This is a genomic window from Sphingopyxis sp. BE235 (assembly GCF_031457175.1).
In the GTDB taxonomy this organism is placed as follows: Bacteria; Pseudomonadota; Alphaproteobacteria; order Sphingomonadales; family Sphingomonadaceae; genus Sphingopyxis.
Genome location: NZ_JAVDWC010000001.1, coordinates 1,269,786 through 1,291,029, shown reverse-complemented (window position 1 = coordinate 1,291,029; position 21,244 = coordinate 1,269,786). Strand labels below are relative to the sequence as shown.

The following is a 21,244-nucleotide window of genomic DNA, read 5'->3' as shown; positions in this document are numbered from 1 at the left end:
GCGGGACCCCGGATCAAGTCCGGGGTGACGAAGAGAGAAAGAGTCCGAATGCGCATCCTCCTCACCAACGACGACGGCTATCACGCCCCCGGCATGGCGGTGCTCGAAGCGATCGCGCGCGAGCTTTCGGACGACATCTGGGTCTGCGCCCCCGCCGAGGAACAGTCGGGCGCCGGCCACTCGCTCACCCTCTCGCGCCCCGTGCGCATCCGCCAGCACGAAGAGCGCCGCTGGTCGTGCAGCGGCACGCCGACCGATTCAGTGATGATGGCGATCGGCAAGCTGATGCCCGAAAAGCCCGACCTGATCCTGTCGGGGGTCAACCGCGGCGCCAACCTCGGCGACGACGTCACTTATTCGGGCACCGTCTCGGCGGCGATCGAGGGCGCGCTCGCGGGAATCCCTTCGATCGCGCTCAGCCAGGTTTATGCCAAGGAAGGCATGGGCGACAGCGTGCCCTTCGAAGCCGCCGCAGCGTGGGGCGCGAAAGCGCTGCGCCCGCTCCTCGCCATGGAGATGGCGCCGCGCACGCTGATCAACATCAATTTCCCCGCGATCCCCGCCGAAGAGGTGAAGGGCATCCGCGTCACGCGGCAGGGCTTCCATGACTATGGCCGCGGCTCGATCGTCGAGGGCACCGACCCGCGCGGCTATCGCTATTTCTGGTTCGGGCTTCACGGTATCGAACACAGCCTCGGCCACGACAGCGACCTCGAGGCGATCGACGACAACTATATCTCGGTCACCCCGCTCCAGCTCGACCTGACCCACGACGCCTCGCTCGCCGCGTTGCGCGGTGCGTACGGCGCGTAAAAAACCATTCGTCATTCCCGCGAAAGCGGGAACCCAGCAGCAACGCCGGACCGGGTTCCCGCTTTCGCGGGAATGACGAAAGTGGGAATTCCGTCTCATCCCGAGACAGAAGTCTAGCCACCGCCGCTTTGCTTTGGCAAAGGGAGCGCATGGGGGATTTCAGACATCATATCGCGGCCTTACTGTGCGCTGCATCGCTCGCCGGCTGCATTCCGGCGACACCCGCTCCGCCTTCGCCGCCCGTTCCGGCACCAGACTTCGAACGCCGCCCGATCGGCGAAGCGACTGGTGTCTATGAGCGCCCGACCTGGACGCTCAAGCCGGTCACAACCAACGCTGTCCGCGTGAATGCAGGCGTCTATTCGGTCCGCCCCGGCGACACGCTCCGCGCGGTCGGCGAAATGACCGGCGCGGGTTCCGAGGCGCTCGCGATCGAGAATGACCTTGTGCCGCCCTATGCGCTCCGCTTCGGGCAAGAGCTGCGCATCCCCGCCGGCCTCTATCACCGCGTCGGCGCGGGCGAGACGGGGATCGGCATCGCCGCGGCTTATGACGCCGACTGGGGTGAGATCATCACGATCAACGCGCTGTCCGAACCCTATATATTGCGCGTCGGCCAGCGGCTCCGCCTGCCCTCCGACGCGCGCGTCCTTCCGCGCGGTCCGGTCGATGTCGGCGCGCGCGCCGCCGCTTTCCGCCTCAACATCGATGACATCCTGACGGGCAGCCAACCCGCGCTCGCCGAAGCGGCCCGACCGACCGCTGGCAGCGCCACCCCGCGCCCGCCCGTCACCACCGCGATCGCCGAGCCCGCCTATTTCGCCGGCCGCTTCGAATGGCCGCTCAATGGGCCGATCCTCGCGCGCTTCGGGCCGATCGCGCCGGGCAGGGTCAGTGACGGCATCAACATCGCCGCCGCGGCGGGCACTCCGATCCGCGCGACCGCGGGCGGCGTCGTCGCCTATGCCGGCGACCAGGTCGGCATCTATGGCGGGCTGATCCTGATCAACCACGGCGGCGGCTGGGTCAGCGCCTATGGCCACGCGGGCCGGATCGACGTCAAGCGCGGCCAGAGCGTTCGCATGGGCGACGTCATCGGCCGCGCCGGCGCGACCGGACAGGTCCAGACGTCGCAACTCCATTTCCAGCTGCGCAAAAATCGCATACCAGTCGATCCGATGAAGCAGTTGCCGCCCCGATGAGCCGTCGGCCCTCCGACAAGCTGAAAATGCCGCACATCTTTCGCCCGCTGAAGCGCGCGAGCAAATGGCCGATCTGGGCCGATGTCATCACACGGCTCGGCGTCGCCTTCTCCCTGATCGCGATCGTCGTGCTTGTCCACTGGGTCGACCGCGCGGGGCTGAAGGACAGCCACGACGGCCAGATCAGCTTCCTCGACGTCGTTTATTTCACGATGATCTCGGTCACCACGACGGGCTTTGGCGATATCGCGCCGGTGTCCGACCGCTCGCGCCTGATCGAGGCGGTGATCGTCACCCCGATCCGCATCATGGTGCTCTTCATCTTCGTCGGCACCGCCTATAATTTCGTCCTCAAACGCACATGGGAAAAATGGCGTATGGCCCGCATCCAGGCAAAGCTCACCGATCATTATGTCGTGCTCGGTTACGGCACCAGCGGCGCGGAGGCGGTTCGCGAACTCATCGCGCGCGGCACCGACCCCGCGTGCATCGTCGTGATCGACCAGTCGGGCCCGCGCATCCAGGCGGCCGAGGCGGTCGGCTGTAACGTGCTTCAGGGCGACGCGTCGAACGACGACACGCTGATCGACGTCCAGATCGCCAAGGCGCACACCGTCCTCGTTTCGGCGGGACGCGACGACAGCTCGATCCTCATCGTGCTCACCGTCCGTCATCTTGCCCCGAATGTCCCGATCAGCGTCGTTATCCGCGCGCAGGACAATGAACTGCTCGCACGCCAGGCGGGGGCGACGAACGTCATCAACCCGGTCAGCTTCACCGGCCTGCTCCTCGCGGGTTCGGCGCAGGGCGAACATGTCGCCGACTATATGGCCGACCTTGCCGCGATCGGCGGCAAGGTGCAGCTGCGCGAACGCCCGGTCCGCGGCGAAGAAATCGGCAAAAGCCTCGATCAACTCGCGAGCGGCGGGCGCGGCCTGCGCATCTATCGCGGCGGCAAACCCTATGGTTTCTGGGAAGACGAAGCGAGCAAGCTGCAGGCGGGCGACATGATCGTCGAGGTCGTCAACAGCGAAACCTGCGAAGCCGACTAAGGGTCAGAACCGGCTAAAAGTGCGTTCGAGGTTTGAAGCGATTTTGTTCAGTGCGAGGAGGCAAGGCGCAGGACCATGTCGATGGTTCAAGGCTTGCCGACGAAGCAATGGACAAAATCGGTCAAATCCCGAAGGGACGCCGAAATGGCTTCAATCTCGGGCTCGTGCAGCCTTGCGGGTAGCGGTGCTACCCGCGGCGGCCACCCGAACCCGATATCTTCGCCATTTCGACGCCTCGATCGCGCTTTTAGCCGGTTCTGACCCTAACCCCGCCAGTAAAGCCAGCCGGCCCAGAGCCAGCCGACAATCAGCAACGTCCCGCCAATCGGTGTCACCGCCCCCAGCCACCGCGGCCCGCCGAGCGCCATCGCATAAAGCGTGACCGCAAACAGCGCCGCGCCGACGAGCAGCATGATCGCGGGTCCGCGCGCGGTGCCCATGATCGCGATCGCCGCGACCGCGTGGATCAGCTGGTACAGCCCGCCGGTGCGCAGCCATTCGGCCTCCTGCGGTCCCGCCGCACCATGCGCGCCGAACGCGCCCGCCGCCACGGCCACCGCCGCCGAAATCGCTGCGAATACGCCAATCATGTTCACCACCCTTGCAATGCCGTGCCGATGCGGCGAGCTATAGGGCGACAGGAGGGAGAAGGCGATGCCCCGCGACACCCCGCTTCCTACGGATTTGAAGCCGCCGAGCCGCCTTGCGACGCTCGGCGAGTTGGCCCTGCCGCTCGACATGCTGCGCTATGGCCTGTCGGGCTATCACCTGATTGGAGCGCCGCGCGGCGACGGGCGCCCGGTCGCCCTCCTCCCCGGCTATGGCGCGAGCGAATTATCGATGCGGCCCCTGGAGGCGTATCTCCGCCACCTCGGCTATCATGTCCGCGACTGGGGCATGGGCCGCAACCAGGGCCGCGTCGCCGCCGACGTCGAACGCTTCGCGAGCCAAGCCGCCGCATGGGTCAAGGCCGACGGCGCGCCGCTCACCCTGATCGGCTGGAGCCTCGGCGGCGTCATCGCCCGCGAAACCGCGCGCGCCTACCCGCACCTTGTCCGCGAGATCATCACGATGGGCACGCCGATCATCGGCGGCCCCAAATATACCGCGCTCGCACAGCGCTTCGCCGGCCGCGACGTCGACGCGATCGAACGCGAAATCCACGCCCGCAACGTCAAAGGGCTGACGCAGCCGCTCACCATCATCTACTCCGACCGCGACGGCATCGTCGGCCCCGACATCGCGGTCGACATCTACAATCCGCAGGCGCGGAACATCAAAGTCGACAGCACGCATCTGGGCCTCGGCATCAACCCGCGCGTGTGGCGAATCGTCGCCGACACATTGGCAGGCGTGACAAACCCCGAAAAATAGACTAGGGGCGCCGCCAATCATGACAGTCAAAACCCTCCCCACCCAGCCGAAGGTCGGCATGGTTTCGCTCGGCTGCCCCAAGGCACTCGTCGACAGCGAACGGATTCTGACCAAGCTCCGCGCCGATGGCTATGGTCTGTCGCCCGATTATGCGGGCGCCGACGTCGTGCTCGTCAACACCTGCGGCTTCCTCGACTCGGCGAAGGAAGAAAGCCTCGAGGCGATCGGCGAAGCGATGGCCGAGAATGGCCGCGTCATCGTCACCGGATGCATGGGCAATGAGGCCGACGTCATCCGCGCGCGTTTCCCGAACGTGCTCGCGGTCACCGGCGCGCATCAATATGAGCAGGTCGTCGACGCCGTCCACGACGCCGCGCCGCCGACGCAGGGTCCGTTCGTCGACCTCGTTCCCGAGGGCGGGCTGAAGCTCACCCCTCGCCATTACAGCTACCTGAAGATCAGCGAAGGCTGCAACCACAGCTGCTCCTTCTGCATCATCCCCGACCTGCGCGGCAAACTCGTCAGCCGCCGCATCGACGCGGTGCTGCGCGAGGCCGAAAAGCTCGTCGCCGCGGGCACCAAGGAACTGCTGGTGATCAGCCAGGACACCTCGGCTTACGGCGTCGACATCCGCCACGACCCGCGTCCGTGGCATGGCCGCGAAGTCCGTGCGCACATGACCGACCTCGCGCGCGAACTCGGCCAGCTCCAGACGAGCGAAGGCCGCGCCCCATGGGTGCGCCTCCACTATGTCTACCCCTATCCGCATGTCGACGCGGTGATCCCGCTGATGGCCGAAGGGCTGCTGACGCCCTATCTCGACATCCCCTTCCAGCACGCGGCGCCGAGCGTCCTCAAGCGCATGAAGCGCCCCGCGAACGAAGCGAAGGTGCTCGAACGGCTGAAAAGCTGGCGCGCGATCGCCCCCGACATTTCGATCCGCTCGAGCTTCGTCGTCGGCTTCCCCGGCGAGACCGAGGCCGATTTCCAATATCTCCTCGACTGGCTCGACGAAGCGCAGCTCGACCGCGTCGGCGCCTTCCGCTTCGAACCCGTTGCGGGCGCGCAGGCCAACGCCCTCGACGATCAGGTCCCCGAAGAGGTCAAGGAAGAGCGCTACCAGCGCATCATGGACAAGACCGCCGCGATCAGCGCCGCGAAACTCGAAGCCAAGATCGGCCGCACGCTGCCGGTGATCATCGACGAGGTCGGCGAGGCCGACGAGGACGGTAGCATCGGCGCAACGGGGCGCTCACAGGCGGATGCGCCGGAGATCGATGGCCACGTCTACCTCCGCGACGTCGCGGCGACGCTGAAGGCCGGCGACATCGTCGATGTCGCAATCGAGGATGCCGACGAGCATGATCTGTTCGGGGTGGTCGCGTAGCGCCACCTGCGAAAAATCGCTGTCCTACATTATTTGGCTCGCATAGCCTTGCGGAATGACCTCGGAACGCCGCACGATACAGCGAATCCAGCGTAAAGTTGCGCAGTTTTCTTCGCTTTCGGCGACAAGCCCCCACTCCCCCTCCTTCGTCACCCCGGACTTGATCCGGGGTCCCGCTTTTCAACGTCGCTCAGCGGGACCCCGGATCAAGTCCGGGGTGACGAGGCTTGGTAGTACAGAATTTGCACCGAAGGTGCCTTCAGTGTGAAGTTGCGCAGTTTTCCGCCATTTTTCGTTCCAGGCTTTTTCGCAAGGAACGGCTTAACATATCCGATGTTATAAAGAGCAGATACCGCATCAGGGGGCACCGCATGCGAATAGTCCAGCTGGCGACCGCCACATTGCTGCTGTCCACCGCGCTCACCGGCTGCGACCGCCGCACCGACGTCGAAGCGCCGCCGCGCGCGACCGACAAAGCGCCCTCCCCGACGCAGAAATCGCTGATCGCGGTGCCGATCAACGCCAACACCGCCTCGCTCAAGCAGGCGCTCGAACGCGCGGTGCCCAAGACGCTGTGGACGATCAACCAGCGCGAACGCGCCTGCGTCCAGCCGCAGCGGGTGAAAGTCTTCGGCAAGAAGGTCAAGGTCACCCCGCCGATCGCCTGCACGATCGTCGGCCAGGTGACGCGCGGGCCGCTGCGGCTGCGCGGCGACGGGAGCGAGATCGTCGTCGACGTGCCGCTTCGGGCCACGATCGCCGCGCGCGACGTTGGCGGGGTGCTGAAGGGCGAGACCGCGACGGGCGCGGCGATGGCGCATGCGCGGATCCGCATCGAGCTCACCCCCGACTGGCGCACAGAGGGCAAGGCGCGCATCACCTATGGCTGGACCAAGGCGCCGGGCATCGATTTTCTCGGGCGCCGGATCACCTTCACCGATCAGGCCGACGCGAAGCTGAAACCCGTCGTGGCGGGCGTCGAGCGCGAGGTGACGCGCGAGATCGCGAAGATCGACATCCGCAAACAGGCGGCCGACGTGTGGCGGCAGAGCTTCACATCGCTCGAACTCAACCGCGAGAATCCGCCGGTGTGGATGCGCGTCACGCCGCAGCGCATCCTCTACGGCGGCTACCGGATCGAGGGGGATCGCTTGAACCTCAACCTCGGACTCGAGGCGATCACCGAAACCTTCGTCTCGGGGCGGCCGAACGACCCCGCGCCGACCCCGCTGCCGCGGCTGGTCCGCGAAATCCCCAAACCGCATCTCGACGTGCGCGTCCCGGTGATCGCCGACTATGCGCAGCTTCAACCGGTGGTCGACCGCGCGCTCGCCAAGCGGTCGCAGCGGCCTTTCGTGCTGCCGAAACTCGGCTCGATGATGGTCAAATTCGGCAAGTCGACGATCTACGGCGCGGAGGGCGGCCGGATCGCGGTGGGCGTCGACGTGGAGGCGAAGCTGGAGATGCGATCGGGCGCCCCGACGCGCGGGCGCATCTGGATGACCGCCATCCCGGCCAACAAGCCGGGATCGGCCGAGGTTCATTTCACCGACCTTGTCATCAACGGCGACACCAACGGGGTCGGCGGCGACCTCCTCATCCTCCTTGGCCGCAGCGAGGGTTTCGCGCCATTGATCGCCGACGCGCTGACCCAGAATTTCACCAACGACCTCGGCAAGCTGCAAGGCAAGATCAAGCGGGCGGTCGACCAGCGGCGCGAAGGCGCCTTTGTCATCCGCACCCGCGTCGACCGTTTCGAAACCGGCGAGATCAAGGCTTATGGCAACGGCCTCTACCTGCCGGTGCGGATGGTCGGCGGCGCCAGCGTCGATTATCGCCCGGCGCGGTGATCGGTCAGCGGCGGGTAAAGTCCATCGTCCAGTTCACTTCCCAGCTTTCGCCGCCGTCGGCCGACATCGCCTGCTCCCAGCGCGGCGTCGCGGTGTCGGTGCGGCTCCAGATGAAGCGCAACCGGATCGGCCGATCGCCCAGCACGTCGTCGGCATAGAAATGGCCGACGCCATCCTCGAACCGGCCGATCACCGGAACGTCGAGCGCATGCGGGCTGCGCGCATCGAGCCACCATATCGCCCAGCTGCCTTGCACCGGATCATAGGATCGCAGCGCGATCGCGCGGTAGGTTCCGCCGGGGATATGGAGGGCATTGTCCTCGACATTGCCGTCGCCGCCCAGGATCGGCCGCATGTCGGAGGTCCCGTCGAATTCCTCCCAATCGTCGCAACCGGCAAGCCGCTCTTTCAGGCGGCGGTGCTTCACCTGCCAGCTGCCAATCTGGAAATCGAAATCACCGGCCATGACGGACGCTCCCCTTATTTATCAAGCGGAGCGTTCTTATTACGTTCTCATTCAAACGCAACCCCGCCCGGTTCAGAACAGGCGAGTGATCGCATAGAAGACCGCCGCCACCGCCGCGCTCGCCGGAATGGTGATGAACCACGCTGCGACAACATTGCCCGCGACGCCCCAGCGCACCGCGGTCGTCCGGCGCGCGACGCCGGCGCCGATGATGCTGCCGGTGATCGTGTGTGTCGTCGAAACCGGGATGCCGAGCAGGCTGGCGGTGAACACCATGATCGACCCGCCGGTCGACGCGGCAAAGCCCTGATGGTGCGACAGCTTGGTGATGCGGCCGCCCATCGTCTCGATGATCTTCCACCCACCCGACAGCGTGCCGAGCGCGATCGCGATGTAGCAGCTGAACGCCACCCAGTGCGGCACATGAAATTCGCCGCCGAGATAGCCGGTCGAATAGAGGAGCACGGTGATGATCCCCATCGTCTTTTGCGCGTCGTTCAGCCCGTGGCTGATCGAATAGGCAGCGGACGAAAAAAGGTGGAGACGGCGGAAGGTCTTCTCCGCAAAACTGGCGGTCGACCGGCGGAGCGCCCAGCTGCTGACCAGCATCACGAGCATCGCGAGCATCATGCCGAGCAGCGGCGACAGGAAGATCGCGATGACGGTCTTGTTGAGCCCCGTCCATTCGATCCCCTCGAACCCCGCATGCGCGACGCCCGCGCCGACGATCCCGCCGACCAGCGCGTGGCTCGACGACGACGGAATTCCCTTGAGCCAGGTCACGACGTTCCAGAACATCGCGCCGACGAGCGCGCCGAAGACGACCGCTGGCGTGACCAGATCCTTGTCGATGATCCCCTTGCCGATCGTCTCGGCGACCTTGTGCAGTTCGGGAAAGATGACCGACAGGAAATAAGCGGCGAAGTTGAAGAAGGCGGCGAACAGCACCGCCTGCACCGGCCGCAGCAGCCGCGTCGCGACGACGGTCGCGATGCTGTTCGCGGCGTCGTGCAGGCCGTTGAGGAAGTCGAACGCCAGCGCGAGGATGACGAGGCCGACGAGGAGGGGAAAAGCGAGTTCGTGCATGGTGGACGCCCCCGCTTATGCGTGGTCGATGACCAGGCCGTCGATTTCGTTCGCGACATCCTCGAAGCTGTCGGTGACGCGCTCGAGATGGCGGAAGAGTTCGCGCGTGATCAGGAAGCGGGTCGGGTTCGACTCGCCATGCTCGCGGAACAGGCGCTTGAGCCCTGCGGCGTGGATTTCGTCGGCATGCCCCTCCATCCGCACCAGCCGTTCGGTCAGCTCGTGGAGCCGCGGGCCGTTGGCGCCGATGTTGCGAAGCAGCGGCAGCGCTTCCGCGGTCAGGCGCGCCGCGTCGACGATGATGCCCGCAATGTCGCGCATCTCGGGTTCGAATTCGGTGACGTCGTACAGGTCGACGGCGCCCGCGGTCTTCTGCATCTCGTCGATCGCATCGTCCATCGAGGCGATCAGGTCGGTGATCGCGCTGCGGTCGAACGGGGTGAGGAAAGTGCGGCGCACGGTCTGGAGCACTTCGCGGGTGATCGCGTCGGCGTCATGCTCGCGCTCGATGACTTCCTGGATATGGTCGGCGATGCCCTCGCCGCCCTGCAACATGCGCGACAAGGCATTTGCCCCGGCGACGAGCGTCGCAGCGTGACTTTCGAACAATTCGAAGAAATTTCCCTGTCGCGGCAGCAAACGCTGAAACCATGCGAACATCCAGCTAACCCCTGTCTTGTCTGCTACGTTTTCGACGACCCCGCGCGGCTGGGCAACGGCGCGGAAACCGCCATCGCCGAACGAGCGGATGAGCGCCTGCAAATCGGGTTCCTCGACCGCCGACGCGGCGTCGCGGAACGAGAACCATTTGCGGTCGCGTTCGTCCATTTCCTTCCAGTCTTCGAGCTCGTTCGTCACCGCGAGCGGGAAGACTTCGACATTATACATGATCGACGCGCCGTTAGCGCGGCGCTTCCGATATTCATAGCTGCCGATCGGCGTCGGGCACACCGCACCGATCACCCCTGCCTCTTCTTCCGCCTCGATCGCGGCGGCGGCGTGACGCGTGATGCCGGTCAGCGGATTTCCCTTTGGCACCACCCAGCGCTTCGTTTCGCGCGACGTGATCAGCAGGATTTCGGTCGGCCCGTCCTGCGCGGGTCCGCCGAATCGATAGGGAAGGACAGCGATCTGACGCATGAGGCTTTCATCCTTTCCGGCGATTTCGGGCGCGCGAGGCCATGGGTGACAAAGAGGTTACGCCCCTATGACAATAATGTGACAGCGACAAGGACGCTTCATCGCCGCCGCACTTTCCGTAAACGTCAATTCGATTGCAAAATGAAACGCGGTGCGTAATCTACCCATCAAACATAGTTGGGAGACAGGATGATGGCAGGCACGGCGACGACGGAACGTCCCGCGGACGCGAAAGCTGCACCGGTCGATCAGGATGTGCTGATCGTCGGCGCGGGGATTTCGGGCATCGGCATGGCCGTGCATTTGCAGATGAATTCTCCCGACCGCAGCTTCGGCCTTGTCGAGCGCCGCGAACAGCTTGGCGGCACCTGGGATCTGTTCCGTTACCCCGGCATCCGTTCGGACAGCGACATGCACACGCTCGGGTTCGTCTTCGAACCGTGGAAGCATGAAAAATCGATCGCCGACGGGCCGTCGATCCTCGAATATCTTAATCGCATCGTCGACGAACGCCATATCCGCGAACGCATCCGCTTCGACAGCAAAGTCGTCGGCGCCGACTGGGACAGCGCAGCGGCGCGCTGGACGGTGACGATGGAGAACAGCGAGGGCGCGAGGTCGACCACGACCGCGCGCTGGCTCTACCTCGGCTCGGGCTATTACGACTATGACGAGCCCTTCGACGCGCAGTTCGTGGGCCGCGACGATTTCCAGGGCCAGATCATCCACCCGCAATTCTGGCCGAAGGATCTCGATTACAAGGGCAAGAAAGTCGTCGTGATCGGATCGGGCGCGACCGCAGTCACCATTGTCCCGTCGTTAAAAGAAGCCGCGCACGTCACGATGCTCCAGCGCACCCCGACCTGGTATTTCATCCGGCCCGCCAAGGACGCGTTCGCCAACTTCCTTCGCAAATTCCTGCCCGAGACGCTCGCGTACAAGATCACACGCTTCAAGAATGTCCGGCTACAGGACATCGCCTTTCGCCGTGCGCGCGAGAAGCCCGAGAAGGTCAAGGAGTTCCTGACGAAAAAGCTGCAAGAGAGCCTTGGCGACCGCTACGACGCCGAAGCTTTCACCCCGCCCTATAACCCATGGGACCAGCGCCTGTGCCTTGTCCCCGACGCCGATTTCTTCGAGGCGATGAAAGCCGACAAGGCGTCGGTCGTGACCGATCATATCGAGAAGTTCGATGCGACCGGCATCCAGCTGAAATCGGGCAAGCATCTCGACGCCGACGTCATCGTCACCGCGACGGGCCTGAAGCTCGCGGTCGCGGGCAAGATTCCGGTGCGCGTCGACGGTGCGCCGGTCGATTGGCACGACCATTTCTATTACAAGGCGTGCATGTTCTCGAACGTGCCGAACTTTTCGGCGGTGTTCGGTTATCTCAACGCGAGCTGGACGCTGCGCGCCGACATCGTGTCCGAATATGTCTGCCGCGTGCTCAACCATATGCGCGACACCGGGACCACGGTCGCGACCCCCGCGCTCGCCGATCCGTCGAGCCTCGAAGAGGAAAATGTCTTCGACTTCTCGTCGGGCTATATCCAGCGGTCGCTGCACATCATGCCGAAGAGCACGGTCGCGCTGCCCTGGCGGCTCAGCCAGAATTATGTGCAGGACCGGATCGACATGCGCACCGGCGCGATTGCCGACGGGGTGCTGACCTTCTCCAACGCGCAAGCGACCGTGGCATCGGCTCCGGCGGAGCTTGAAGCCGCGGAATAAGCGCTAATCGACATGCTCGGGCTTGCCCTTGGTCGAGCCCTTGGCGAAATCCTCGAGCTGCTTTTCGGTCATGCTCTCGGCCATCTCTTTCGATGCGCCTTTGAGTTTCGACTTGGGCGTGTCGCCGCGCTTGGCGCTGAGCGCGGCGCCGGCGGCTTTCTGTTGAGCTTTCGATTTGGCTGGCATGGCAATTCTCCTTGCCCGCCCCGCTAGCCATTAACGATCGTACCGCCGTTGGGATGCAGCACCTGACCCGACATATAGCTGCTGTCGTCGCACGCGAGGAACAGGAAGCAGGGCGCAACTTCATTGGGCTCGCCGGGGCGTTTCATCGGGGTACTCTCGCCAAAGGTCGCCACTTTCTCGGCGGGCGCGCCGCCGCGCGGGTTCAGCGGGGTCCAGATCGGTCCGGGTGCGACACCGTTCACGCGAATGCCCTTCCCCACCAGATTTTCGCTGAGCGAGCGAGTGAAGGCCGTGATAGCGCCCTTGGTGGCGCTGTAATCGAGCAGACCCTTTGAGCCCTGATACATGGTGACGCTGGTGCAATTGACGATCGCCGCGCCCCTTTTGAGGTGGGGTAAAGCCGCCTGCACCAGATAGAACATGCCAAAGATGTTGGTGGCGAAGGTACGCTGCAGCTGGTCCTCGCTGATGTCGCGGATATCCGCCGCCGGATGCTGTTCGCCGGCGTTGTTGACGAGGATGTCGAGCCGGCCGAGCTTGTCGATCGTCTGTGCGACGATCTTCTCGCCCGCCTTCGCCTTGCCGACATCGGCCTTGATCGCGATCGCACGTCGCCCCTCGGCCACGACGATCGCCGCGGTGTCGTCGGCGTCGGCCTTGTTGTCGAGATAGACGATCGCAATGTCGGCGCCCTCGCGCGCGAACAGCGCACACACCGCGCGACCGATCCCGCTGTCGCCGCCGGTGACGATCGCGACCTTGCCCTCGAGCCGGCCCGAGCCCGGATAGCGCGGCTCCCACTTGGGCGCGCGATCAAGATCGGCTTCGCGGTCGGATGGCGGCTTGGCGATCGTTTTGCCCGACCCAACCGCGTGGCGCAGTTTCGTCGCGGCGCTCCGCTTGCCCTTCTTCTCTTTCGCACTTTCGCCAACCTTGCCGGCTTTGGGCTGCTTCGCCATGAGCTTGTCCTTCGGTTCAGTTGATGGGGAGGAAGTCGCGCGCATATTCATCCTTCACGGCTTTGACGAGCGCACCCGTCACCGGCACGTTGATCTTGTAACTTCCCTCGGCGTAGGGACCGATCTCATAGGGCGCGATCGCGATCGTCATGCGGTCGAGGTAGCGGCCGTCGGAAGAGCCAAGCCACACCGTCTGTGCCGACGCCGGCGGGCATTTGCCGAACGGGCTGTCGGGCGCCTCGTCGGCCATTATCCCCTTCGCGGCCTTCGCGCGCTTGATGCCGGCGCAGAATGGCTCGCGGATCGCGGTGTCGAACGCCTCACTGCTTTGAAACAGGTCGAGCGGCTTCAGCTGCTTGCGCCGGTTGCGGTCCCAGATCAGCGTGTCGAAGGTCTGCATGCCGTGTGCGCCGCCGGTATAGGTCTCGATCTCGGCCGAGAGGCTGAGGAAACGCGGTGTGCTGGTCACGCGTTGCCAAGTCTGGCGATGGCTATGCGCGCGATACGGATAGTCGCCTTTCTCGGCGGCCGCCTTGTCGCGCTGCGCGGCGGCGATCAACGCCTCACGCTTCGCCTCCCGGTCGCTGTCGAGCGCCTTGGCGAGTTCGGGGATCTGGGCGGCTTCTTTAGGATAAGCATAAACGAACTCGATCAGGTCGTTGCTTTCGGTGACGTTCGACGCGGGCGCATCCTTCGCCGCTTCGTCGGCGGCGGCGCCGGACGGCGCGCCGGGCACCGACGCGGCGGCCACTTTTTCCGCCTTCGTCGGCTTGTCGTCGGAACAACCCGCCAGCAGCAGCGCGCCGGCAAGGATCGAAGTGGCATTTCGCCAGGATGCGTTGGTCGTCATGCAGACATAACGCCGGGAATCGACAAAATATCCCGCGCGGCCTAGCACCGCGTGCATGACCGACTATTCCGATCTGATCCAGCCCGACAAGGGACAGGACGCGCGCCCGATCCATCTCGTCGACAAGAAGGGCTATGATGAATGGCTGAAGGGCCGCAGCGCCCGCGAACGCGCGCATCTTGCCGCGGTCGGCTTCAAACCCGATGCCTTTGTCCACGCGATCCTGCCGGGGGACGATCCCGAAAAATGGGCGGTCGTCACCACAGTCGCCAAGGCCGACAGCCTGTCGGCCTGGTGCCTCGCCAAGCTGGGGCAAATCCTGCCCGAAGGCCGTTACCGCCTCGAAGGCCAGCAGCCGGGCAAGGCTCTGTTCGGGTGGATGAGCGCGCAATATCGCTTCGACACCTATAAATCGAATCCGCCGACTAAAGGCCCGCGCGTCCTACTGACGACCGATGTCGGTGCGATCGCGCCGATGGTTGCGGAAATACGCGCGGTTGCGCTCGTCCGCGATCTCGTCAACACGCCCGCCGCCGACATGGGGCCCGCGGCGATCGAAAAGGCGGCCGAACGCATCGCGAAGGCGCATGGCGGCAAGCTGTCCGTTACCAAGGGCGAAGCGCTCGAACAGGGCTATCCGATGATCCATGCGGTCGGCCGCGCGGCCGCCAAGCATCACGCGCCGCGGCTGATCGAGATCGAATGGGGCAAGGACGACCATCCGCGCGTCGCGCTGGTCGGCAAGGGGATCAGCTTCGACAGCGGCGGGCTCGACATCAAGCCCGCGGCGGGAATGCGGCTCATGAAGAAGGATATGGGCGGCGCGGCGCATGTGCTCGCGCTCGCCGAACTGGTGATGGCGAGCGGGCTGCCCGTTCGCCTCCACTGCCTCGTCGCCGCGGCCGAAAATGCGATCTCGGCCGATGCTTTCCGTCCCGGCGATGTGCTGAAGAGCCGCCTGGGGCTGACGGTCGAGATCGGCAACACCGACGCGGAGGGACGGCTGGTGCTCGGCGATGCGCTCGCCAAGGCCGGCGAGGGCAGGCCCGAACTGATCGTCGATTTCGCGACGCTGACCGGAGCCGCGCGGGTTGCGCTCGGCCCCGACCTGCCGCCGCTCTTCGCCAATGACGACACGCTTGCGGAAGCGATGCTCGCGGGCGGGATCGAGCGCGACGACCCGCTGTGGCGGATGCCGTTGTGGGATGGCTATGCCGACCTGCTCGAAACCGACATCGCCGACCTGGGCAATGCGGGCAGTTCGCCCTTCGCCGGGACGATCACCGCGGCGCTGTTCCTGAAGCGTTTTGTCCCCGAGGGCGCCCTATGGGCGCATCTCGACACCTTCGCCTGGCGCCCTTCGGCGAAGCCGGGGCGGCCGAAAGGCGGCGCCGCGCTTGGCCTCCGCGCCGCATGGGCGATGCTCCAGGCACGCTATGACCGGCGCGGGAAAGCCTGAACTTTCTTGATCAAGAGGGTCCTGCTGGTCTAATGGCGCGCGATTGCCCGCGGCCCGCGGAACCCAGCTTTTTACAGGACGGCAAGTGACATCAGAAAGTGGCGATAATTCAGCGGCAAACCGCGTGCGCATGGGGCGTCCCGGCGCCGTGGGCGCGGGCCGCGATCGCTTTGGCCTGACCGGCACGTCGCAGAGCTTCGATCCGCGCGTTGTCGCGATCCGTCCTGACCTGGCCGATATCGCCGTCGCCGGAACGCATTTCGCTCCGCACTACGCCGCGCCGATGATGCGTAGCGGCGTGCTGCCCGGCGCATCGCTGCGCGCATCGCCGTCGGTCGACGCCGACCAGACGAGCGAGTTGCTGTTCGGCGAAGGCTTTGCCCTGCTTGACCTCACCGGCGGCTGGGCATGGGGTTATTGCCTCGCCGACCATTATGTCGGCTATCTCGCCGCCGAGGCGCTCGCCGCGCCGATCGCGCCGACGCACCGCGTCGCAATGATCGAGGCGATGCTGCACAGCGCGCCCGATGCCGCGAGCGGCGGCCCCGCCGTCCTGCCGCGCGGCGCGCTGGTGATGGGCGAGCCCGAGGGCGAATGGCTTGCGACGTCGCACGGCTATCTGCCGCTCGCGTCGCTCGTCGAAGTCGGCGTAGAGGACAACGACCCCGCCGAACTCGCCGAGCAGATGATCGGCACGCCCTATGTCTGGGGCGGCCGCACCGCGAAGGGGATCGACTGTTCGGGCCTCGTCCAGCTCGTATGGGCTGCCGCGGGGATCCAGCTGCCGCGCGACAGCGACCTCCAGCTTGCGTCGCTCGGTGCCGACAAGGATGTCGATCCGGCGGCGCTCGCGCGCGGCGACCTCGTCTTTTTCCCCGGCCACGTCGGCATCATGGCGGACAGCCAGACGATCATTCACGCCAGCCGACGATGGATGGCTGTGAACAGCGAACCGCTGGCCGACGTCATCGCGCGATCGGCCGCAAAGGATCATGATCCGCCGGTGAGCGGATATAAAAGACTGCGATAACATTATGACGAAAACGGTTTTCATCGACGGCGCGGCGGGTACGACGGGCCTCGAAATCGCCGAACGCCTTGCGGGGCGGAACGAGTTCACGCTGATTGCGCTCGACGATGCGCGGCGTAAGGATGCGGCGGCGCGGCGCGAGGCGCTGAACGACGCCGATTTCGTGATCCTCTGCCTTCCCGACGATGCGGCGCGCGAGGCAGTCGCGATGATCGGCAATGATCGCACCCGGGTCATCGACGCATCGACCGCACATCGTGTCGCGCCGGGCTGGGTCTATGGCTTTCCCGAAGTCAGCGGGCACGATGCCGTTGCGAAGGCCGCGCGCGTGTCGAACCCCGGCTGCTATTCGACGGGCTTCATCGCGCTCGTCGCACCGCTCGTGCAGGCGGGCCTGCTTCCCGCCGACTGGCCCTATATCTGTCACGCGGTCAGCGGCTATTCGGGCGGCGGCAAGGCGCTGATCGAACGCTTCGAGGAGGATCCCGACATTGCGTGGCGCGGCTATGCGCTGGCACTCGGCCACAAACATGTGCCCGAGATGCAGGCTCGGTGCGGGCTTGCGATCGGTCCGCTGTTTTCGCCCGCGGTGATCGCGGCGCATCGCGGGATGGTGGTCGAGGTTCCGTTGCCGCTGAATGCCATGCCCGCCGCCGCGTCGCCCGACGCGCTGCGCGCGGCGCTCGCCGATTTCTATGGCGCGAGCCCGATCGTCGTTATGGGCGAGGCGCCGGCGGACGGCGAAATCCTCCTCCGCGCATCGGATGCGGGCGATGACCGGATCGAGCTGTTCGTCTTCGCCAATGGCGATGCCAGCCAGGCACGCCTCGTCGCGCGGCTCGACAATCTGGGCAAGGGCGCGAGCGGCGCGTGCGTCCAGAATCTCAATATCATGGCGGGATTGCCCGAAACCGCGGGCCTGCGAATCTAGCGCTCAGTGCACCGTGTCGAGGATGTCCTCGATCGACAAATAGGTGATCAGCCGCTCGATCTGGCGCCAGCGGGCGAAATGGACGTGGTTGCCAAGCACGCGATACTGCTCGGCGCGCGCTGCGGCGGCAAAGCCCGCTTCTTCGCCATGCATGCTGATCAGCGCATGGGCATCCTCGACCGCGTCGCGGTCGGTGAGAAAGGGTGCTGGCAGGTGCATCAAATTCCTGGTCCGTTACGTCGAGTGCATCTCCTAACGCACGCCCCTCACTGCGTCGTTCCCAACCGTGATGAACAATTGGGTAAGGTTAATTCAAAAGGCTCGACGGTTAACCCTTCGCGTGCCGATTCAAGCCCCTTTGACGCCGCGCTTTGCCCGTGTAGACAGGCGCCATGCGCAAGATCCTGAAATATGCCGCCCTCGCCCTGTTGCTGCTGCTGATTGTCGGCGGCATCACATTATACGTCATGTCGCGCCCCGACGTGGCGCGCTTCTCGACCGCCGAACTCAGCGGGCGGGTGCCGGTGATGGCGTCGCAAAAGACCGAGAGCTTCCCCACGGTGAATGTGCCCGAGGCGACGAGCTGGCCCGCGGGACAGGCGCCGCGCGCGGCGCAGGGGCTTAGCGTGGCGCGCTTTGCCGAAGGGCTCGACCATCCGCGCACGATGCTGGTCCTTCCGAACGGCGATGTCCTCGTGGCGGAATCGCAGAGCCCGCCGCGCAAGGATGGCGGCGTGCAGGGCGCGGTCATGAAGAATCTGATGGGCAAGGGCGGCACGGGCCGGAAACCTTCGGCGAACCGCATCACCCTGCTCCGCGACGCCGATGGCGACGGCAAGGCCGAGGTGAAGACGGCTTACATCACGGGGCTCAATTCGCCCTATGGCATGGCGCTGGTCGGCAGCACGCTGTACGTCGCGAACACCGACGCGCTGCTCGCCTTCCCCTATGTGGCAGGCGAGACCAAGATGAGCGGCAAGCCGGCCAAGCTCGTCGACCTGCCGGCAAAGGGCACCAACCGCCATTGGACCAAGAGCCTCGCGGTTGCGCCCAACGGCTGGCTCTATATCGGCGTCGGCGCCGACTCGAATATCGGCGAAGCGGGCATGAACCGCGAGTTCCGCCGTGCCAGCGTGCTCGAGGTGCGGCCCGAGAACAAATATATGCGCACCTTCGCCGCGGGCATCCGCAACCCCGTCGGCCTCAATTTCTATCCCGGCAGCGACCGGCTGTGGACCGTCGTCAACGAGCGCGACATGCTCGGCAGCGATCTGGTCCCCGACTATCTGACTGACGTCACCGAAGGCGATTTCTATGGCTGGCCCTGGTATTATTGGGGCGGTTACGTCGACCCGCGGGTCGAGCCCGAGGCCGAAGATCGCCGCCAGTACGTCAAGCGCCCCGAATATGGGCTGGGGGCGCATACCGCACCGCTCGGCTTCACCTTCACCCAGGGTCTCGACCTTGGCGATCGCTGGGCGAACGGCGCGCTGATCGCGCTGCACGGGTCGTGGAACCGTGAGCCCGTTGCGGGGTACAGCGTCGTGTTCGTCAAGTTCGGTGCCAACGGCAAGCCGGTCGACGCGCTGCCCGTCACACTGCTCGACCAGTTCCTCGGCAAGGACGGCAAGACAACCCGCGGCCGGCCGGCCGACGTGAAGGTCGCGAAGGACGGCAGCGCGCTGGTCGCCGACGACACCGGCGGGGTGATCTGGCGGGTCGCGAAGGCGGGGTAGCTGATTTCGTCATCCCAGCGAAAGCTGGGATCGCCAACGGTCAAACAGAACGATAGCGGCCCCAGCTTTCGCTGGGGCGACGAAAACTACACCCGCATCGGCATCAGCACGTACAGCGCCGGGCTCTTTTCGCTTTCGCGGATCAGCGTCGGGGCGTTCGCGTCGGCGAGGTGGAGTTCGACGGTGTCGCCGTCGACCTGGCCGAGGATGTCGCTGAGGTAGCGGGCGTTGAAGCCGATCTCCATCGCGTCGCTGTCATAGGAAGCCGCAACCTCTTCGGCGGCGGTGCCATTTTCGGGGCTGGTCACGCTGAGCGTGATGCGGTCCTTGTCGAGACCGACCTTGACCGCGCGGGTCTTTTCGCTGGCGATCGTCGAGACGCGATCGACGCCTTGGTACAGGCTCTTCGGATCGACCTTGAGCAGCTTGTCGTTCGCGGTCGGGATGACGCGGCTATAGTCGGGGAAGGTCCCGTCGATCAGCTTCGAGGTCAGGATCGCATGGCCGAGCTGGAAACGGATCTTGCTCGCCGACAGGCTGATTTCGACATTGCCCTCGGCCTCGTCGAGCAGCTTGCGGATCTCGGTGACGCATTTGCGCGGCACGATGACGTCGGGCATCGACGACGCGCCGTCGGGGCGCGTGACGGTGTAGCGAGCGAGGCGGTGCCCGTCGGTCGCCGCGGCCTTGAGCACCGGACCCGATGCATCCTCGGCGACATGCAGGAAGATGCCGTTCAGGTAATAGCGCGTTTCCTCGGTCGAGATCGCGAAGCGCGTCTTGTCGATGATCTGGATCAGCTCGGCGACGGGCAGCTCGAAATTGGTCGGCAGGTCGCCCTCGGCGATCACCGGGAAATCGTCGCGCGGCAGCGTCGGCAGGTTGAAGTTCGAACGGCCGGCCTTGACCTGCATCTTGCCCTCGGCGGCGGCGAGGCTGACCTCGGCGCCTTCGGGCAGCTTGCGGGCGATTTCGAAGAGCGTGTGCGCCGACACGGTGGTCGTGCCCGCCGTTTCGACCTTGGCCGCGATCGTTTCGACGACCTGCAAGTCGAGGTCGGTCGCCATCAGTTTCAATTGGCCCGACGCATCGGCTTCGATCAGCACGTTCGAGAGGATCGGGATGGTATTGCGCCGTTCGACCACCGACTGGACGTGGCCGAGGCTCTTCAACAACACTGCGCGTTCGATCGTCGCTTTCATTCTAAATCCGCCATCCCTGTGTTTCGCGGGAAAAGTCCCTTGGGGACAGACCATCGGAGGCGATTCGCACCCCGATTCCGGCCCCTGAAAATGTCCACCTTCCTTAACGCACGGTGCGGCACGTGCAAGCCATGCTTGCAATGCTCCCCCAATCGCGCAAACGAGGATCGATGCGGCGCTGGGCCTCCTTTTTCCTGATAGCGACGGCGATGCCCGCGGTGGCGCTGGCGGCCAGCCCCACGGCGCTCGGCATTTTCGATGGCTGGGGCGCGTTTCGCGATCCGGCGACCCCGCGGTGCTACGCGCTCGCCGCGCCGTCGGCGACGATCGGTACGCCGAAGGTCAAAGCCTATGCGAGCGTCGGATATTGGCCGAAGTCGCGCATTCGCGGGCAATTCTACGTCCGCCTGTCTAAAGAGCGCGCACCCGACCGCGAACTGCGCCTGACAATCGGCGGCCGCCGTTTCATCCTGACGGGCAATGCGGCGCACGGCTGGGCCAGCGACCCGCGCATGGATGCCGCGATCGTCGCCGCGATGCGATCGGCGCCGAGCATGAGCATCGAGAGCGGCACCGCGGCGGGCGGCGCGATCGCCGACACCTACCGGCTGCGCGGCGCCGCAACCGCGATTGACGCGGCGGCGCTGGGATGCGCGAAGCTGCGGTAAGGCGCTTTGAAGAAGTGGCGGATTTCTGCGCAACTTCACTCGCGATTCGCAAATCTTCGTCATCCCGGACTTGATCCGGGATCCATGCGAGGCATCTGCGGAAGCTGGACCCCGGATCAAGT

21 protein-coding genes are annotated in these 21,244 nt (G+C 65.4%); 12 read left to right on the top strand and 9 right to left on the bottom strand.

Annotation, left to right across the window (positions count from 1 at the left end):
• Positions 1–48: 48 nt before the first annotated feature.
• From surE to J2X38_RS06055, 3 genes are all read left to right on the top strand, one after another.
• Positions 49–813 carry a 5'/3'-nucleotidase SurE gene (surE, locus tag J2X38_RS06065; protein WP_310252249.1) on the top strand — a complete coding sequence of 255 codons (765 nt, stop codon included), beginning with the start codon at positions 49–51 and terminating at the stop codon, positions 811–813.
• Between the two features lie 149 nt (positions 814–962).
• On the top strand, positions 963–2,015 hold the full coding sequence (locus J2X38_RS06060; protein ID WP_310252246.1) for a M23 family metallopeptidase: 1,053 nt from the start codon (positions 963–965) through the stop codon (positions 2,013–2,015).
• Positions 2,012–3,067 (top strand): potassium channel family protein, encoded by a 1,056-nt coding sequence (locus J2X38_RS06055; RefSeq protein ID WP_310252244.1) that lies wholly within the window; start codon positions 2,012–2,014, stop codon positions 3,065–3,067. The genes J2X38_RS06060 and J2X38_RS06055 overlap by 4 nt, the downstream gene beginning before the upstream one ends.
• A gap of 263 nt (positions 3,068–3,330) precedes the next feature.
• Here J2X38_RS06055 and J2X38_RS06050 read toward each other — a convergent pair whose 3' ends face one another.
• Positions 3,331–3,657, bottom strand: coding sequence for a DUF423 domain-containing protein (locus J2X38_RS06050; RefSeq protein ID WP_058536556.1), 327 nt, complete (start codon positions 3,655–3,657; stop codon positions 3,331–3,333).
• A gap of 64 nt (positions 3,658–3,721) precedes the next feature.
• Here J2X38_RS06050 and J2X38_RS06045 point away from each other — a divergent pair, with 64 nt between their 5' ends.
• The 3 genes from J2X38_RS06045 to J2X38_RS06035 all read left to right on the top strand — a co-directional run bounded on the left by J2X38_RS06045 (position 3,722) and on the right by J2X38_RS06035 (position 7,678).
• A complete protein-coding gene (locus J2X38_RS06045; protein WP_310252241.1) occupies positions 3,722–4,441 on the top strand; it encodes an alpha/beta hydrolase in 720 nt (239 codons plus the stop codon).
• Between the two features lie 19 nt (positions 4,442–4,460).
• The gene (rimO, locus tag J2X38_RS06040; RefSeq protein ID WP_310252238.1) at positions 4,461–5,828 is read left to right on the top strand and encodes a 30S ribosomal protein S12 methylthiotransferase RimO; all 1,368 of its coding nucleotides are present in this window, start codon (positions 4,461–4,463) and stop codon (positions 5,826–5,828) included.
• A 371-nt stretch (positions 5,829–6,199) separates the two neighbouring features.
• On the top strand, positions 6,200–7,678 hold the full coding sequence (locus tag J2X38_RS06035) for a DUF4403 family protein (RefSeq protein WP_310252236.1): 1,479 nt from the start codon (positions 6,200–6,202) through the stop codon (positions 7,676–7,678).
• Positions 7,679–7,682: 4 nt separating this feature from the next.
• Here J2X38_RS06035 and J2X38_RS06030 read toward each other — a convergent pair whose 3' ends face one another.
• The 3 genes from J2X38_RS06030 to J2X38_RS06020 all read right to left on the bottom strand — a co-directional run bounded on the left by J2X38_RS06030 (position 7,683) and on the right by J2X38_RS06020 (position 10,370).
• Positions 7,683–8,144, bottom strand: a complete 462-nt coding sequence (locus J2X38_RS06030) for a DUF1579 domain-containing protein (RefSeq protein WP_310252234.1) — start codon at positions 8,142–8,144, stop codon at positions 7,683–7,685.
• Positions 8,145–8,216: 72 nt separating this feature from the next.
• Complete coding sequence (locus J2X38_RS06025; RefSeq protein WP_310252232.1) at positions 8,217–9,230, bottom strand: anion permease; 1,014 nt, start codon at positions 9,228–9,230, stop codon at positions 8,217–8,219.
• A 15-nt stretch (positions 9,231–9,245) separates the two neighbouring features.
• The gene (locus J2X38_RS06020; RefSeq protein ID WP_197411378.1) at positions 9,246–10,370 is read right to left on the bottom strand and encodes a DUF47 family protein; all 1,125 of its coding nucleotides are present in this window, start codon (positions 10,368–10,370) and stop codon (positions 9,246–9,248) included.
• Positions 10,371–10,559: 189 nt separating this feature from the next.
• On the opposite strand from J2X38_RS06020, the gene J2X38_RS06015 reads away from it, so the two are divergent.
• Positions 10,560–12,101, top strand: a complete 1,542-nt coding sequence (locus J2X38_RS06015; protein WP_405053432.1) for a flavin-containing monooxygenase — start codon at positions 10,560–10,562, stop codon at positions 12,099–12,101.
• Between the two features lie 3 nt (positions 12,102–12,104).
• Here the strand turns inward: J2X38_RS06015 and J2X38_RS06010 are convergent, their stop codons facing one another.
• Genes J2X38_RS06010 through J2X38_RS06000 form a run of 3 tightly spaced genes read right to left on the bottom strand, consistent with a single transcriptional unit; the run spans position 12,105 to position 14,096 of the window.
• Positions 12,105–12,287 carry a DUF3008 family protein gene (locus tag J2X38_RS06010; RefSeq protein WP_037511241.1) on the bottom strand — a complete coding sequence of 61 codons (183 nt, stop codon included), beginning with the start codon at positions 12,285–12,287 and terminating at the stop codon, positions 12,105–12,107.
• 23 nt (positions 12,288–12,310) lie between these two features.
• Positions 12,311–13,246, bottom strand: coding sequence for an SDR family oxidoreductase (locus J2X38_RS06005; RefSeq protein ID WP_310252228.1), 936 nt, complete (start codon positions 13,244–13,246; stop codon positions 12,311–12,313).
• Positions 13,247–13,262: 16 nt separating this feature from the next.
• Positions 13,263–14,096 (bottom strand): PdaC/SigV domain-containing protein, encoded by an 834-nt coding sequence (locus J2X38_RS06000; protein WP_310252226.1) that lies wholly within the window; start codon positions 14,094–14,096, stop codon positions 13,263–13,265.
• Positions 14,097–14,151: 55 nt separating this feature from the next.
• On the opposite strand from J2X38_RS06000, the gene J2X38_RS05995 reads away from it, so the two are divergent.
• The 3 genes from J2X38_RS05995 to argC all read left to right on the top strand — a co-directional run bounded on the left by J2X38_RS05995 (position 14,152) and on the right by argC (position 17,516).
• Positions 14,152–15,555, top strand: a complete 1,404-nt coding sequence (locus J2X38_RS05995) for a leucyl aminopeptidase family protein (RefSeq protein ID WP_310252224.1) — start codon at positions 14,152–14,154, stop codon at positions 15,553–15,555.
• A gap of 85 nt (positions 15,556–15,640) precedes the next feature.
• The gene (locus J2X38_RS05990; RefSeq protein ID WP_310252223.1) at positions 15,641–16,585 is read left to right on the top strand and encodes a C40 family peptidase; all 945 of its coding nucleotides are present in this window, start codon (positions 15,641–15,643) and stop codon (positions 16,583–16,585) included.
• A 4-nt stretch (positions 16,586–16,589) separates the two neighbouring features.
• Positions 16,590–17,516 (top strand): N-acetyl-gamma-glutamyl-phosphate reductase, encoded by a 927-nt coding sequence (argC, locus tag J2X38_RS05985; protein ID WP_310252221.1) that lies wholly within the window; start codon positions 16,590–16,592, stop codon positions 17,514–17,516.
• A gap of 3 nt (positions 17,517–17,519) precedes the next feature.
• Here the strand turns inward: argC and J2X38_RS05980 are convergent, their stop codons facing one another.
• Entirely contained in the window at positions 17,520–17,735 is a 216-nt protein-coding gene (locus tag J2X38_RS05980; RefSeq protein WP_058536565.1) for a hypothetical protein, read from the bottom strand.
• A 173-nt stretch (positions 17,736–17,908) separates the two neighbouring features.
• Between J2X38_RS05980 and J2X38_RS05975 the strand changes: the two genes are divergently transcribed.
• Positions 17,909–19,252 carry a sorbosone dehydrogenase family protein gene (locus J2X38_RS05975; RefSeq protein WP_310252219.1) on the top strand — a complete coding sequence of 448 codons (1,344 nt, stop codon included), beginning with the start codon at positions 17,909–17,911 and terminating at the stop codon, positions 19,250–19,252.
• 86 nt (positions 19,253–19,338) lie between these two features.
• On the opposite strand, the gene dnaN is transcribed toward J2X38_RS05975, so the two are convergent.
• Positions 19,339–20,454, bottom strand: a complete 1,116-nt coding sequence (gene dnaN, locus J2X38_RS05970; protein WP_310252217.1) for a DNA polymerase III subunit beta — start codon at positions 20,452–20,454, stop codon at positions 19,339–19,341.
• A 170-nt stretch (positions 20,455–20,624) separates the two neighbouring features.
• Between dnaN and J2X38_RS05965 the strand changes: the two genes are divergently transcribed.
• Positions 20,625–21,122, top strand: a complete 498-nt coding sequence (locus J2X38_RS05965) for a hypothetical protein (RefSeq protein WP_310252215.1) — start codon at positions 20,625–20,627, stop codon at positions 21,120–21,122.
• The last annotated feature ends 122 nt before the right edge of the window (positions 21,123–21,244 follow it).

What these genes read in the sequence shown, in the direction of transcription:
- J2X38_RS06050 (WP_058536556.1), bottom strand. Translation starts at nt 3,657, where the DNA reads ATGATTGGCGTATTCGCAGCGATTTCGGCGGCGGTGGCCGTGGCGGCG.
- surE (WP_310252249.1), top strand. Translation starts at nt 49, where the DNA reads ATGCGCATCCTCCTCACCAACGACGACGGCTATCACGCCCCCGGCATG.
- J2X38_RS06030 (WP_310252234.1), bottom strand. Translation starts at nt 8,144, where the DNA reads ATGGCCGGTGATTTCGATTTCCAGATTGGCAGCTGGCAGGTGAAGCAC.
- J2X38_RS06055 (WP_310252244.1), top strand. Translation starts at nt 2,012, where the DNA reads ATGAGCCGTCGGCCCTCCGACAAGCTGAAAATGCCGCACATCTTTCGC.
- J2X38_RS06000 (WP_310252226.1), bottom strand. Translation starts at nt 14,096, where the DNA reads ATGACGACCAACGCATCCTGGCGAAATGCCACTTCGATCCTTGCCGGC.
- J2X38_RS05980 (WP_058536565.1), bottom strand. Translation starts at nt 17,735, where the DNA reads ATGCACCTGCCAGCACCCTTTCTCACCGACCGCGACGCGGTCGAGGAT.
- J2X38_RS05965 (WP_310252215.1), top strand. Translation starts at nt 20,625, where the DNA reads ATGCGGCGCTGGGCCTCCTTTTTCCTGATAGCGACGGCGATGCCCGCG.
- J2X38_RS06010 (WP_037511241.1), bottom strand. Translation starts at nt 12,287, where the DNA reads ATGCCAGCCAAATCGAAAGCTCAACAGAAAGCCGCCGGCGCCGCGCTC.
- J2X38_RS05975 (WP_310252219.1), top strand. Translation starts at nt 17,909, where the DNA reads ATGCGCAAGATCCTGAAATATGCCGCCCTCGCCCTGTTGCTGCTGCTG.
- argC (WP_310252221.1), top strand. Translation starts at nt 16,590, where the DNA reads ATGACGAAAACGGTTTTCATCGACGGCGCGGCGGGTACGACGGGCCTC.
- J2X38_RS06035 (WP_310252236.1), top strand. Translation starts at nt 6,200, where the DNA reads ATGCGAATAGTCCAGCTGGCGACCGCCACATTGCTGCTGTCCACCGCG.
- J2X38_RS06060 (WP_310252246.1), top strand. Translation starts at nt 963, where the DNA reads ATGGGGGATTTCAGACATCATATCGCGGCCTTACTGTGCGCTGCATCG.
- J2X38_RS06015 (WP_405053432.1), top strand. Translation starts at nt 10,560, where the DNA reads ATGATGGCAGGCACGGCGACGACGGAACGTCCCGCGGACGCGAAAGCT.
- J2X38_RS06025 (WP_310252232.1), bottom strand. Translation starts at nt 9,230, where the DNA reads ATGCACGAACTCGCTTTTCCCCTCCTCGTCGGCCTCGTCATCCTCGCG.
- dnaN (WP_310252217.1), bottom strand. Translation starts at nt 20,454, where the DNA reads ATGAAAGCGACGATCGAACGCGCAGTGTTGTTGAAGAGCCTCGGCCAC.
- rimO (WP_310252238.1), top strand. Translation starts at nt 4,461, where the DNA reads ATGACAGTCAAAACCCTCCCCACCCAGCCGAAGGTCGGCATGGTTTCG.
- J2X38_RS05995 (WP_310252224.1), top strand. Translation starts at nt 14,152, where the DNA reads ATGACCGACTATTCCGATCTGATCCAGCCCGACAAGGGACAGGACGCG.
- J2X38_RS06045 (WP_310252241.1), top strand. Translation starts at nt 3,722, where the DNA reads ATGCCCCGCGACACCCCGCTTCCTACGGATTTGAAGCCGCCGAGCCGC.
- J2X38_RS06005 (WP_310252228.1), bottom strand. Translation starts at nt 13,246, where the DNA reads ATGGCGAAGCAGCCCAAAGCCGGCAAGGTTGGCGAAAGTGCGAAAGAG.
- J2X38_RS06020 (WP_197411378.1), bottom strand. Translation starts at nt 10,370, where the DNA reads ATGCGTCAGATCGCTGTCCTTCCCTATCGATTCGGCGGACCCGCGCAG.